The organism is Sphingomonas faeni (assembly GCF_003053745.1).
GTDB lineage: Bacteria > Pseudomonadota > Alphaproteobacteria > Sphingomonadales > Sphingomonadaceae > Sphingomonas > Sphingomonas faeni.
Map to the genome: position 1 here is coordinate 86332 of NZ_QAYE01000006.1, position 13507 is coordinate 99838.

14 protein-coding genes are annotated in these 13507 nt (G+C 64.7%); 8 read left to right on the forward strand and 6 right to left on the reverse strand.

What is annotated here, in order from left to right:
- Positions 1–128: 128 nt before the first annotated feature.
- A complete protein-coding gene (locus C8J25_RS11960) occupies positions 129–887 on the reverse strand; it encodes an NAD-dependent deacylase (RefSeq protein ID WP_107954641.1) in 759 nt (252 codons plus the stop codon).
- Positions 888–1059: 172 nt separating this feature from the next.
- On the opposite strand from C8J25_RS11960, the gene C8J25_RS20295 reads away from it, so the two are divergent.
- From C8J25_RS20295 to C8J25_RS11980, 5 genes are all read left to right on the forward strand, one after another.
- On the forward strand, positions 1060–1473 hold the full coding sequence (locus C8J25_RS20295; RefSeq protein WP_146173332.1) for a hypothetical protein: 414 nt from the start codon (positions 1060–1062) through the stop codon (positions 1471–1473).
- 249 nt (positions 1474–1722) lie between these two features.
- A complete protein-coding gene (locus tag C8J25_RS11965; protein ID WP_107954642.1) occupies positions 1723–2511 on the forward strand; it encodes a hypothetical protein in 789 nt (262 codons plus the stop codon).
- 217 nt (positions 2512–2728) lie between these two features.
- Positions 2729–4246 carry a fumarate hydratase gene (locus C8J25_RS11970; RefSeq protein ID WP_107954643.1) on the forward strand — a complete coding sequence of 506 codons (1518 nt, stop codon included), beginning with the start codon at positions 2729–2731 and terminating at the stop codon, positions 4244–4246.
- 44 nt (positions 4247–4290) lie between these two features.
- Positions 4291–4917, forward strand: coding sequence for a hypothetical protein (locus C8J25_RS11975; RefSeq protein ID WP_146173333.1), 627 nt, complete (start codon positions 4291–4293; stop codon positions 4915–4917).
- A gap of 70 nt (positions 4918–4987) precedes the next feature.
- Positions 4988–5473, forward strand: coding sequence for a DUF2501 domain-containing protein (locus tag C8J25_RS11980; RefSeq protein ID WP_167397712.1), 486 nt, complete (start codon positions 4988–4990; stop codon positions 5471–5473).
- 685 nt (positions 5474–6158) lie between these two features.
- On the opposite strand, the gene C8J25_RS11985 is transcribed toward C8J25_RS11980, so the two are convergent.
- Entirely contained in the window at positions 6159–6740 is a 582-nt protein-coding gene (locus tag C8J25_RS11985; RefSeq protein ID WP_244187048.1) for a hypothetical protein, read from the reverse strand.
- A gap of 112 nt (positions 6741–6852) precedes the next feature.
- On the opposite strand from C8J25_RS11985, the gene C8J25_RS11990 reads away from it, so the two are divergent.
- Complete coding sequence (locus tag C8J25_RS11990) at positions 6853–7230, forward strand: PRC-barrel domain-containing protein (protein WP_107954646.1); 378 nt, start codon at positions 6853–6855, stop codon at positions 7228–7230.
- Positions 7231–7281: 51 nt separating this feature from the next.
- Here the strand turns inward: C8J25_RS11990 and uvrB are convergent, their stop codons facing one another.
- Positions 7282–9480 carry an excinuclease ABC subunit UvrB gene (uvrB, locus tag C8J25_RS11995; RefSeq protein ID WP_056065553.1) on the reverse strand — a complete coding sequence of 733 codons (2199 nt, stop codon included), beginning with the start codon at positions 9478–9480 and terminating at the stop codon, positions 7282–7284.
- A gap of 166 nt (positions 9481–9646) precedes the next feature.
- Here uvrB and C8J25_RS12000 point away from each other — a divergent pair, with 166 nt between their 5' ends.
- Both C8J25_RS12000 and C8J25_RS12005 read left to right on the forward strand, forming a co-directional pair.
- On the forward strand, positions 9647–10477 hold the full coding sequence (locus C8J25_RS12000) for a ferredoxin--NADP reductase (RefSeq protein ID WP_107954647.1): 831 nt from the start codon (positions 9647–9649) through the stop codon (positions 10475–10477).
- A 174-nt stretch (positions 10478–10651) separates the two neighbouring features.
- The gene (locus C8J25_RS12005) at positions 10652–11038 is read left to right on the forward strand and encodes a VOC family protein (RefSeq protein WP_107954648.1); all 387 of its coding nucleotides are present in this window, start codon (positions 10652–10654) and stop codon (positions 11036–11038) included.
- A gap of 291 nt (positions 11039–11329) precedes the next feature.
- Here C8J25_RS12005 and C8J25_RS12010 read toward each other — a convergent pair whose 3' ends face one another.
- The 3 genes from C8J25_RS12010 to C8J25_RS12020 form a co-directional block, all read right to left on the reverse strand.
- Positions 11330–12508, reverse strand: a complete 1179-nt coding sequence (locus tag C8J25_RS12010) for an MBL fold metallo-hydrolase (protein ID WP_107954649.1) — start codon at positions 12506–12508, stop codon at positions 11330–11332.
- Between the two features lie 62 nt (positions 12509–12570).
- A complete protein-coding gene (locus C8J25_RS12015) occupies positions 12571–12993 on the reverse strand; it encodes a DUF4345 domain-containing protein (RefSeq protein WP_107954650.1) in 423 nt (140 codons plus the stop codon).
- On the reverse strand, positions 12990–13448 hold the full coding sequence (locus C8J25_RS12020; protein WP_056065567.1) for a DUF2721 domain-containing protein: 459 nt from the start codon (positions 13446–13448) through the stop codon (positions 12990–12992). Before C8J25_RS12020 ends, C8J25_RS12015 begins: the two co-directional genes overlap by 4 nt.
- Between the last annotated feature and the right edge of the window lie 59 nt (positions 13449–13507).

Sequence of the window (13507 nt, forward strand, 5' to 3'; positions counted from 1 at the left end):
CCCGCCTTCGCGGGAGAACAATCTTTCCTACATCGGTCAGCACCAACCCGCGCCCACCCCACAACCACCCCGGCGAAGGCCGGGGGCCAGTTGGGGGACGGTCGTCACGACGGACGGCGCTCCGTTACTCAGGCCTTCCCAACTGGTCCAGGTAACGAGCCGAGCACCTCCTCAACCCAAGCCGGCACCAAGACCCCCGCCGCCCCGATCCGCGTCTCCTCGAAGAACACGCTCCCCATCGAAGGATCAAGGTTCAACTCCAGCGTCCGCGCCCCATGATACGCCGCGGTCTGCACGAACCCCGCCGCCGGATAAACCGCCCCAGAAGTCCCGATCGAAACGAACAGATCGGCCTTCGCCAACGCCGCCTCGATCCGCTCCATCTGGTACGGCATCTCCCCAAAGAACACGATGTCCGGCCGCAACGCCGCCGACCCGCACGCGCCGCATACCGACCCCTCCGGCAACGCCCCCGCCCGAGGCTCACGCGCGCCGCACACGGCACACAGCGCCGACAGCAACTCGCCATGCATATGCAGCATCCGCGTCGTCCCCGCCCGCTCGTGCAAATCGTCGACATTCTGCGTGACGATCAGCAACTCGCCGTCCCAACCCGCATCCAGCCGCGCCAGCGCGTGGTGTGCGGCGTTAGGCTCGACCCCCGCCAGAGCCGCGCGCCGTAGATCGTAGAACCGGTGCACCAGTTCCGGATCCGCCGCGAGAGCCTCGGGCGTGCACACGTCTTCGACCCTATAGCTTTTTGGAGCCAGATCTTTTTCGTAAACATCCCAATAGGTTACGCCGCCTTTAGAGCGAAAGGTCGGGACGCCGGACTCGGCGGAAACGCCCGCGCCCGTCAGGATTACAATGTTCTGGATATCGCGCATGGCGACAGAATACGCGAGTGACGGAATGTCGGAAAGTGGTGGAAAGCAGCCTTTCCGGTTTGGAGCGGGGCAATACCAAGTCTCGCCTACTCGGCGGCGGCAATAGCCAAGTATTGTCGATAGCTCGCAATCAGGATAAGCTTAACGTATAAAATGTTCAGGGGAGGAAGAAATGCGTATATTTCTGCTTGGTATGATTGTCTCAATCATAGCATCGGCGGCTGGAGTACAGGCTCAACAAGCGGGTGCGGGAGCGGGGCCGAACAACAGCGGTCCTGGAGACTTAAACCGTCAGCGGACTTTCGAAGAGTTCCAAGTCGGCGTTGCCGACTCCAATCGATTGACGACGCGGCCTGTTCCGACGCTGCCGGGAGAAATTAGGCAGGGGCTAGAAGTCCATGACTCAAAGGGATTGGTGATCGGCAAAGTCGAGTCCGTCGGTAAAAGCTTTGCGACGGTGTCGAGCGCGATCGGTAGCGTCGAGGTAGACTTCACCTCCTTTGCAAAAAACAAGAACGGGCTCTTGATCAATATGCCCAAGAGCAAGATCGACGTGCTGATGGCGCGGGGTCATCCGGCATCGTGAGGGGCCGATAGGCTCAGTCCCGGCCGTCGCCTCTTCACAGGGCGGAGTGTCCCCCGCCGCGCCCCGCCGCGCTGACGTCAGACTTTGAAAAAGCGGACGGGCCGCAATCGCGTGATCCGATCGGACCGATGCGTCCGGTTTCCCCCGTCGGACGTTGAGCAGCATCGACCACGCCACCATGGCCGTCCGCGACCCGTTCGCAGGTGCCATGTCGGCGTCTAGGCCGGTAGAACTGAAGGATCCGATGCGATGTTGACGAAAAAGCTGATGCTGCTGAGCGGCGTGGTCGCGGTCCTTGGCGGCTGTGGTCAGACGACTTCGACCGACTCGAACACCTCGACCGCGAACATTGCCATGGGCAACACCACCGCGAGTGCGACCCCGGCCGTAAACCGAGTCCGTGGCGTCATCACCGCGATCGGCACCGACGCGCTGACCGTCCAGACCTATGACGGCAAGTCGGCCACCGTGCCGCTCGACGCCAACACCAAGTTCGCCTGGGTGGTGAAGTCCGACCTGTCGACGCTCAAGGATGGCGACTTCATCGGTACCGCGACGACCGGTCCCGACAATGCGTTGCGCGCGGTCGAACTGGTCATCTTCCCCGAGGCGATGCGCGGCACCGGCGAGGGGCACTATCCCTGGGACGTGCCCGGCGCGGTCGCTGCTGCAGGCGGCGGTACGAGCGGCTCCAGCGCAATGACCAACGGCACCGTCGACGGGCAGAGCGCGATGACCAACGGTACGGTCGATGGCCAAAGCGCGATGACGAACGGCACGGTCGCGCAGCAGAGCGGCATGACCAATGGCACCGTTACCGGCGGGGCAGGCAAGCCCGGCGAGACCAAGCTGAGCATCTCGTACAAGGGCGGCAAGGCCCAGGTTGTTGTTCCCGTCGGCACGCCGATCGTCCGGTTCGAGCCGGCCGAGCGCACGGTCCTCGCCAAGGGCCAGAAGCTGTTCGCGATCGTTGCGACCGACTCCAAGGGCGCCAAGTCGGTCGCCGTTGGCAAGGACGGCCTGACACCGCCGATGTAATCGTACTAACATATTGAAATAACTAGAAAAAGTCGGGGTGGCGCTAAGGCCATCCCGGCCTTTTCCGTTTGGGGGCATCGGATACGCGAGGGCACGTTGGTGTGACCTTATCGTAACCTTTGGCCGATTGCGTCCCGATCACCGCAACGGCCCCATCTTCAAAAATCGCGCGATCGCCGCTATGACCCCAGCAAATCTGTATCCGTAAAGGCGCTGCATGACCGTCATCACCGAAGCCGACCTGATCGAAAGCGTCGCCGACGCACTCCAGTTCATCAGCTACTACCACCCGATGGATTACATCCGCGCACTGGGCGTCGCGTACGAGGCCGAGCAGAGCCCCGCCGCCAAGGATGCGATCGCGCAGATCCTCACCAACAGCCGGATGTGCGCCGAGGGCCACCGCCCGATCTGCCAGGACACCGGCATCGTCACGATTTTCGTCAAATGGGGCCAGGACTGCCGCCTCGACTCGACCCGCTCGCTGCAGGAAGTGATCGATGAGGGCGTGCGGAAAGCCTATCTCAACCCCGAGAACAAGCTGCGCGCGTCGATCCTCGCCGACCCCGCCTTCACGCGTCGCAACACCAAGGACAATACTCCGAGCGTGATGCATGTCGAGATGGTGCCCGGCAACACGGTCTCGATCGACGTCGCGGCGAAGGGCGGCGGCAGCGAGAACAAGTCGAAGTTCAAGATGATGAACCCATCCGACTCGATCGTCGACTGGGTGCTCGAGATGATCCCGCAGATGGGCGCCGGCTGGTGCCCGCCCGGTATGCTCGGGATCGGCATCGGCGGCACCGCCGAGAAATCGATGATCCTCGCCAAGCAGTCGCTGATGGGCTCGATCGACATGGCGCAGCTGAAGGCGCGGGGCCCCAAGAACGACATCGAGGCGCTGCGGATCGAGATCTACGACAAGGTCAATGCGCTCGGCATCGGAGCGCAGGGGCTGGGCGGGCTGTCCACCATCCTCGACGTGAAGATCTTCGACTGGCCGACGCACGCCGCGTCGAAGCCGGTGGCGATGATCCCCAACTGCGCCGCCACCCGCCACGCGCATTTCGTGCTCGATGGCTCGGGCCCGGTGTATCTGGAGGCGCCGAAGCTGGAGGAATGGCCCGACGTCAACTGGACGCCCGACAAGGCCGCGATCCGCGTCGATCTCGACACGCTGACGCCCGACGTCGTGCAGACTTGGAAGCATGGCGATCGCCTGCTGCTCAACGGCAAGATGCTGACCGGGCGCGACGCGGCGCACAAGCGGATCAAGGACATGCTCGATGCGGGCGAGCCGCTGCCGGTCGATTTCAAGGGTCGCGTGATTTATTACGTCGGCCCGGTCGATCCGGTCGGCGAGGAAGTCGTCGGACCTGCGGGCCCGACCACGGCGACGCGGATGGACAAGTTCACGCGGATGATGCTCGACCAGGGCCTGCTGGCGATGGTCGGCAAGGCGGAGCGCGGGGGCGATGCGACCAAGGCGATCGCCGAGGCCAAGTCGGCGTATCTGATGGCGGTCGGCGGCGCGGCGTATTTGGTCGCCCGCGCGATCAAGGAATCGAAGGTCGTCGGCTTCGCCGATCTCGGGATGGAAGCGATCTACGAGTTCGAAGTCAGCGACTTCCCGGTGACGGTCGCGGTCGATTCCGCGGGCGAGAACGTCCACCAGCTCGCGCCTTTGGTCTGGCGCGAGAAGATTGCGCGTGAAGGGTTGCTCACGCCGGCATGACGACCCGCGCACGCAGAAGGGGGCAGGGGCCCGTCCGGTGGGTCGTGGCCATCTTCCTTCTGCTTGCCGTCGCGGTCGTCCACGCGCCGCAGTTGCTCGCGTTTCCGTATAAACAGCACGTCGGCACCGTCACCTTCTATGCCGAGCGTCCGATCGATCCTCGGATCGCCAGCGAACTGGCGCGTGCCGAGGGCTTGTTGCGCACCAGTCCGCTCTACACCGGTCCGCTCGATCGCTCGCTGTTCCTGACGGAGGGTGGCTGGCGCTGGCGCCTTCTGGCGATCCAGTCGCCGGGTGCCTTTGCATTCCGCCGGCCCTTCAGTTCGGCGATCGTCTTCAACCGCAGCGACGTCGCCGCGGATCGCGTGACGAACGGTCGTGCGATCGGTGGTACCCGGACGCTGTCCGGCGTGATCGCGCACGAGACGACGCACATCATGATCGCCAACCATCTTGGCGAAGTGCGCAGTGCGATGCTCCCGACCTGGCAGCAGGAGGGGTATGCGGATCATGTCGCGCGCGAGAGCAGCCTGACGGACGCGGAGGCCGCACGCCTTCGACAGACCGATCCGGCCGCGCCGGCGCTGGTATATTACGATGCTCGCCGACGGGTGGCGGCGGCGTTGGGCGCCAAGCGCGGATCGGTCGACGCGTTCTTCACGGGCGGCTGAACGAGGCCGAGCTCGGAACGCACCCCGGCCCGTCCTGTTGGTAATACGACCTTATCGGAGCACGCTCATCATGCCCAAGACCGCAATCGCCCTCGTCGCAGCCTTCGCCCTCGCGACCACGGCCTCGGCCCAGACCACCGCCCCGCAATCGGCGTCGACTCAGAGTGGGCTGGGCAGCCTCGGGGGACTCGGCGGTCTGCTAGGTGGCGCGTTGCCGAACGTCGGATCGATCGGCGCGGGCAATGCTGCCGGGTTGCTCGGCTATTGCCTGAAGAACAATCTGCTCGGGCAAGGCGGTGCACTTGGCGCCTTAACCGGCGGGCGGAATGCAGCGTCGCGAGCGGGCAGCGCAAAGGCCCCGGCCACCGGCGCGCAGTCGATCCTCCAGCGACTGACCGGACGACAAGGCGTGCAGACGTCGCCGGGTTATGCCGCGGGACAGGAAGGTGAAGTGCAGGCGCCGAACGGCCAGGCGTTTTCGCTCGACGACCTCGGCGGGCAGGTGAAGACGCGGATGTGCAGCATCGTCCTCAATCGGGCGAAGTCGTTCCTGTAGAGGGGCGGTTTTGAGCAGTCGGCGCCTCTACTGGGCAAAGCGCCGCCTGTGTACCTGAACCAGCATGTTTCCCCGCGAAGGCGGGGATCCAGACTGGGCTCCCGCCTTCTCGGGAGAACAAGGACGTGCGCTGCCCCTTCGATCTGGTACGGACGGCGGCGTGCCAAACGTCCCGGAGTCTCTGGATAGTTTCGGCCACACAATCCCGCAAAACTTAACCGATCAAGTACGTAGCGCGGTGGGGTCTGTAATTGGCCTCACATTAGGCAGCGCGGGCCGGGCAATGGGTTTGCCCCCGAGCGCAGCATGCCACCACGCTCCGTAGTTTCCACAAACGAAAAGAGGCTGCCGGATCGTCTCCCGACGAACCGACAGCCTCCTGACATGGTCAGCGGCCGGAGAGCTCCAGCCCGGAGGACCATGCGTACCGCCTATCCTGTGACACACGCGTTGACTGGGAGAGGATACTCCCCACGCATGTCGGCGGCGTTAGCGGTGCGTCCCCCGAACGAACCGAACCGAACTCACTGCTGAACCATGAGACATCGGATCACCTCCTTTCGCTTGTTGAAACAACGCGGCCAAGCCTGACCGCAACGCCAATGTGTGCCGACCGCGCCTGCGATACAAGCCTTGTTTTACGGAAGTTTTCGGTCAATCCTGTGCGACTGCCGGTTCAACGAAATCAGCCGCGGCAATCCTCGGTGACGCGCTCAATCTCGGCCCAGGCGGGTACGACGAGCGGCGGTAGTCCGGCCTGCTGGACGACGAACCGCCCGCGACTGAACCCCATCGCCTCCAGCAACGAATCGTTCGGCATCAGCGCAGCCGCGACATAGGGCGGCGTGCCCCCGGTCGGTTGTACGGACACGGCGCGCGTCACACTCGACGTGCGGATCGTCAGCGGCGTCGCCGTGCTCCCCGCGCGCGACAGGTAGACCTGGCGCGCCGCGGTGTCGCATCGCACCGTCAGCGACGCGTCGGCATTGGCTGGCCCGAACAAAGCGATCGAACCGCGCGCATCCCGGCGATACACCCAAGTCCCCGGCGAATACGGCCAGTCGCGCCAGTCCGCCGCGATAGGTACCGGACGCGGCGCGGGAACAGGCGCCGGGGCCACGGTGCGCGGCGGGGGCGGCGCTTCGGCCCGCGGTGGCGGCACGCAGCCCGCGATCGACGCGAGCGTCGCCAGACCGGCAAGCTGCGCCAGGACGAGGGGGCTGGCAAGCGATCGCGAGCCGACGAGGTGAGGGGACGGAGTGCGCATCGCATCGCTATGCGGCACGCCCGGCGGTCGCTCAAGTACGACGAAGCGCGCCCGGCGGGAACCGCCGCACGGTGATACCGGTTCAACGACGGAAGAAATCAGGAGAACGTCCATGTCCGATACCGCCGCCCAGACGCCCACCCAGTTGCTCGTCCAGTCGAACATCTCCAGCACGATGAAGGTCGAGAGCCGCGACGGCGACAATGTCGGCTCGGTCCACGCGTTCATGGTCCACAAGGGCACCGGCCGCGTCACCCACGCCGTCCTCAGCCTCGGCGGCTTCCTCGGCATGGGCAAGAGCTTCTACCCGCTGCCATTCGCCCTCCTCCAGTTCGACGCGGTCCGCGACCTCTACGTCGTCACGATCGACAAGCGCGTTCTCGAAGGCGGCCCGAGCTGGGCGAACAACGCACCAGTGTTCGACCAAGCTTATGCCGATCGCGTTGCCAGCTATTACGGGTCGAGCAGCGAGGACCTTGTCGTCGGCTAAGCGACATTTCGACCGGTGCGGGTAAGCTGCCCGCACCGGTCACATCCGCGATTACCGCGACCGTGATCCCCCCATCCGCATCTTCTGGCTCTTGCCGTATCGCGTCTTCCGCGTGCCAGGCTTGCCCTCGTTCGAGCGCCCCATGACCGGCGCTTTCTGCTGGTCAACCGGCAGGCCCAGTTCCTCGTTCTCCAGTTGACGGATCTCGTCGCGAAGACGCCCGGCGGTCTCGAACTCGAGATCGCTCGCAGCCTTGCGCATCTGCTTCTCGAGATCCTCGATATACGCGCGCAGGTTGTGGCCGACCATGTGCGGCCGGTCCTCGTCGATCGGGATCGTCACCTGATCCTGGCTCGCCACATGCGCGATGATGTCGCCGATGTTGCGGCGGATCGTCGTCGGGGTGATGCCGTGTTCGGTGTTGTACGCGACCTGTTTCTCGCGACGGCGCGAGGTTTCGTTCATCGCGCGCTCCATCGATCCGGTGACGCGGTCGGCGTACAGGATCACGCGGCCGTCGACGTTGCGCGCGGCGCGGCCGATCGTCTGGATCAGCGAGGTCTCGGAGCGCAGGAAGCCCTCCTTGTCTGCATCGAGGATCGCCACCAGCCCGCATTCGGGAATGTCGAGCCCCTCGCGCAACAGGTTGATGCCGATCAGCACGTCGTACACGCCGAGCCGCAGGTCGCGGATCAGTTCGATGCGCTCCAGCGTCTCGACGTCGCTGTGCATGTAGCGGACCTTGATCCCCGCCTCGTGCATATACTCGGTCAAGTCCTCCGCCATCCGCTTGGTCAGCGTGGTGACCAGCGTGCGATACCCTAACGCCGTGGTCTTGCCGACCTCGACGATCAGGTCCTGGACCTGCTCCTCGACCGGCTTGATCTCGACGGGCGGATCGATCAGCCCGGTTGGACGGATGACCTGTTCGGCGAACACGCCGCCGGTCTGCTCCATCTCCCAGCTGCCCGGAGTCGCCGAGACATAGGTCGTCGGCGGGCGCATCGCGTCCCATTCGTTGAAGCGCAGCGGGCGGTTGTCGATCGCGCTCGGTAGGCGGAAGCCGTACTCCGCGAGCGTCAGTTTGCGACGGTGATCGCCGCGCGACATGCCGTTGATCTGGCCGATCGTGACGTGGCTCTCGTCGACGAACAGCAGCGCGTTGTCCGGGAGATATTCGAACAAAGTGGGTGGCGGCTCGCCCGGCATGCGGCCGGTCAGGAAGCGACTGTAATTCTCGATCCCCGCGCAGGAGCCGGTCGCCGCGATCATCTCCAGGTCGAAGTTGGTGCGCTGCTCCAGCCGCTGCGCCTCCAGCAGCTTGCCCTCCAGCACCAGTTCCTTCAGCCGCTCGGCCAGCTCGTGCTTGATCGCCTCGCCTGCCTGCTTGAGCGTCGGGCCGGGCGTCACGTAATGCGAGTTCGCATACACGCGCACCGAGTTCAGCGACGCGACCTTCTTGCCGGTCAGCGGATCGAACTCGATGATCTCCTCGATATCGTCGCCGAAGAACGAGATGCGCCATGCGCTGTCCTCGTAATGCGACGGGAAGATCTCGAGCGTATCGCCCTTCACGCGGAAATTGCCGCGCTGGAACGCTGCGTCGTTGCGCTTGTACTGGAGCGCGACGAGTTTCCGCACGATCTCGCGCTGGTCGACCGTCGTGCCTTTCTTGAGGTCGAAGATCATCGCCGAATAGGTCTCGACCGAGCCGATGCCGTACAGGCACGACACTGACGCGACGATGATGACGTCGTCGCGTTCGAGCAGCGCACGGGTGGCGGAATGCCGCATCCGGTCGATCGACTCGTTGGTGGACGATTCCTTCTCGATGTACGTGTCGGAGCGCGCGACATACGCTTCGGGCTGGTAATAATCGTAATAGCTGACGAAATATTCGACCGCGTTGTCGGGGAAGAACGACTTCATCTCGCCGTAGAGCTGCGCGGCCAGGATCTTGTTCGGCGCGAGGATCAGCGCGGGGCGCTGGACGCGGTTGATGACGCTGGCCATCGTGAAGGTCTTGCCTGAGCCGGTGACGCCGAGCAGCACCTGGTCCTTCTCGCCGTCGCCGATCGCGGAGACGAGTTCGGCGATCGCAGTGGGCTGGTCGCCCGCGGGTTCGTATTCGCTGACGAGGTTGAACCGCTTGCCGCCCTCGACCTTGTCGGGACGCGCGGTCGGGCGGTGCGGGACGAAGCTTTCGCCGGTTTCGGGCTCGGCTAGACTGGTGCGGATCTGAATGGCCATCGAGGGGGAATATGGGGAACATCGCTCGAGTCGGCAACGGCCACGGGACCTGTTTGGCCGATGCCAAGTTTAGCTGTTGTTGACCCGTCCGGCTCACGCCCATAATGCGACCGTTTCGCAAGCCATCGATCCGCCAGCGCCCGCGCGCAGGCCAAGGAATAGACGCATGACCGCCCCGACCGTCGAAGCAACCCGCGCGCCCGCGCTGATCCCCGAGACCCCCGCGTTCCTCAACGCCAAGGTGCTGTGGGTGCGTCACTGGAACGAACATCTGTTCAGCTTCGCGATCGAGCGCCCGTCGACTTTCCGTTTCCGCTCGGGCGAGTTCGTGATGATCGGTCTTCCCCAGGAAGGCGGCAAGCCGATCATGCGCGCCTATTCGATCGCGTCCCCGCATTATTCGGAGGAGCTCGAGTTCCTGTCGATCAAGGTCGAGGACGGCCCGCTGACCTCGAAGCTCCAGCTGATCCAGGCGGGCGACGAGGTGTATCTCGGCAAGAAGCCGACCGGCACGCTGGTGCTCGACGCGCTGTTGCCGGGGAAGCGGTTGTTCATGTTCTCGACCGGCACCGGCCTCGCGCCGTTCCTCAGCCTGATGCGCGATCCCGACGTCTATGCGGCGTATGAGCAGGTGATCGTCGTGCACAGCGTGCGCCGCGTGAGCGATCTCGCCTATCATGACGAGATGGTCGGGCTGCTCGCGGAGGATCCGCTGATCGCCGACGAAGCGCAGACGCAGTTCCACTACATCCCGACCGTGACGCGCGAGCCGTTCCGCACCACGCGGCGGATCGGTGCGCTGATCGAGGACGCGTCGCTGTTCGGCCATCCGGTCCGCGGCGAGCAGAAGCTCAACCCCGAGACGGATCGCGCGATGCTGTGCGGATCGACCGAGATGATCAAGGAATTCGCGGTGATGCTCGAGGCGCAGGGCTTCGAGGAGGGCGCGAATTCGAAGCCGGGTACGTTCGTGATCGAGCGCGCTTTCGTCGGGTAATCCACGACCTTAACGCTAGCTGTTCCCCCGCGAACGCGGGGGCCCAGGGATTACATGACCGTCGCATGCCGGGAGGGTTCGGGCTTGGACCCCGCCTTCGCGGTGGAACAGCAAGGTCAATTGCGTCCCTTGTCCAATCCGTCGATAGGCTTCTCCACCAAACAGGAGAGACACATGATCGGTTACGCGACGCTCGGCACCAACGAAATCGACTCGGCGCTGGCGTTTTACGACGCGCTGTTCGCGACGGTCGGCGGCAAGCGCCTCATGCAGATGCCCGACGCCCGCCAGTTGACCTTCTACGGCGCGGGCCCCGACAAGCCGATGCTCGTGATCGGCAAGCCCTATGACGGCGCAGCCGCGACCGCGGGCAATGGTACGATGGTCGCGCTGGCGGCGGATTCGCGCGAGCAGGTCGACCAGGTCTACGCCAAGGCGATCGAACTGGGTGCAGCGGACGAAGGCGCTGCCGGCACGCGCGGGCCTGAGGAGATGGGCTTCTACGGCGCGTATTTCCGCGATCCCGACGGCAACAAGCTCTGCGTGTTCAAGATGGGGTGAAGCGCGGGCTGTGTTCGGCGCCTATCGCATCCGACCGGGTACACCTCCCCGGCGAAGGCCGGGGCCCAGTTGGGGAACGTCGCTAACTTAACGCGGTCTTCCGTTACTGCGACCTTTCCAACTGGGCCCCGGCCTTCGCCGGGGGTGGTGGGATGTGGAGCCGGCGTCACCCTTCTCTCCCTTGTTCTCCCGCGAAGGCGGGAGCCCAGTCTGGGTCCCCGCCTTCGCGGGGAAACAGGCTTACTTGGTCGCAGGGGATACGCGCCGAACAACTCCGGGGTGACGGAAGAATTAACGGAGTGCGCGAACCTGCGGCGTATCGAGACACTGCAACAAAGCCGCCCGAGCCATCGGCTTTACCGTCACCGGCTTTACATACCTCGCAACCTCCACTGGCTGCCCGATCGCAACCGGCGCGAACCCAGTCTGCCCCGTGCACCGCATCGCCGCCGCCAGCAGTTTCGGCGGCGTATCATACCCCTCGAACGACAGCCGGAACGTCCCCCAGTGAATCGGGATCGCGTGCGCCGCGCCCAGTCGCCGGAAGACCTCGACCGCATCGACCGGCCCGATATGGCTCCCCGATTCCATCTGCCCGTCGACGAAACGGAACGCACCGATCGGGATCAGCGCCAGCCGGATCGGCCCCAGCGCCGCCGCTTCGACCGGCCACTGGCCGTTGCCCATCCCGGTATCGCCCGCGAAAAACACGTTCCCGCCCGGCAGCGTCACGACGAAGCTCGACCACAGGGCGCGGTTGCGATCGGTGAACCAGCGGCTGCCCCAATGATGGTTGCGCGTCACGGTGACCGCGACGCCCGGCTTGATCGCTACCCGCTGGCCCCAGTCGAGCGCGGTCGCCTGCGCGCCGGTCTGGCCGATCACGCTGTCATTGCCCAGACTGGTGATGATCCGCGGCCGATCGCGCTGCCACAGCCGCTTCAGCGTCGCCTTGTCGAGATGATCGTAATGATTGTGGCTGACCAGCACGAGGTCGATCCTGGGCAACGCCTCGAACGCGATCCCCGGCTCGGCGACACGGCGCGGTCCCGTCCCCAGCGGCCCCGCCTTTTCCGCCCAGACCGGATCGGTGAGGATGTTGAGACCCTGCGTCTGGATCAGTACGCTGGCATGGCCGACCCACGTCACGACCATCCGCTCGCCCTCGACGCGAGCAGGCGGCGCGACCCGGTTCACCGCGACCGACTTCGGCCACGCAGGCCGGCCATCGCTGCCGGTGAAATACTTCCAAAAGAAGCTCGCCCGGCCGCCACCACTGCCCTTGGGCTGGATCTGCCGCGTATCCGCGTCGCCATCGGGATTGAAGAACCGCGCACCGTCGAAATGGCGCGACACGGACCCGCGATAATAGATCCGGTCGAGGAATTGCGGCACGATCGTCACGATCAGCGCACCGACCAACACCAGCAACAGGATCGCACCGCCGACGATCTTCAATAGTCTCGTCACGGCGTTCCTGTCTGCATGGGATTGGATGTCGCCCTAACGCACGCTGGCGATCATCGTTCAGATCAAGCGCGCAACGCGTTCCGCCGCGCGAAATTCCGCCGTGCGAAATTCCATTGCCACAGCATCAGCAACGGCACGACGATCGTCTCCATCCCCAATCCGAGCACGTGACCCTGCGACGGTACGCCGACCGCAATCAACGATATCAGCCGCGACACGCCCCCGACGAAGATCAGCCCGCCGAGCAACCGGAACCGCGGTCCCTTGCGCTCGATATTCGGGATGCAACTCACGAACCCGAGACCAGTCGCGAAGAATATCCCCGAGATATACCGAAAATGGCTGTCGAGATCCTTTGGCACGTCGGCCAGATGCCCGAATGGCGCAGGGCCGTGCAGGATACCCTGACCGCCGACGATCAGCGGCAACAGGCACGCCACCGCAATCACGGCCTGCAACAGGCGCTTCTCGATCGAGCCGGTCATGGCAAGGGCCTCAGCAATTCGGGGCGGATACGAAATGCGCGGAGCGAAATCCGCACCTCGAAGATAAACGAGATCAGCGCCGCGATCAGCAGGATCATCGCCAGGATGAAGCACACCGCGACGTAGGTTCCGAAATGCAGCTTCGCGAGTTCGGCGATGAACAGCAGCGCGATCAGGATACACGTCATGATTGCGCTTGAGACCGCGAGGAACAGCGCAGCGTTGATGATCGTCATCCGGCGGTCGAGCAGGCGCAATTCCCAGACGAAGCGGACATGCTCCGGCCCGGTGCTGCTCGCGTGCAGATGTTCCAGTTTCCGCGCGCGGTCGATCACCCGCGACAGACGGCCGGCCAGCACGTTGAGCAACTGGCCGATACCCGCCAGCATGAACACGGGCGCTAGCGAAAGCTGGATCGTCTGGGCGATCGTCGAGACGGCGGGGATCGTCGGCATGCGGGCACCATGTGGTAAAACGCGCTCGATAGGAAGAACGCGCGTACCGCATGGCGCCG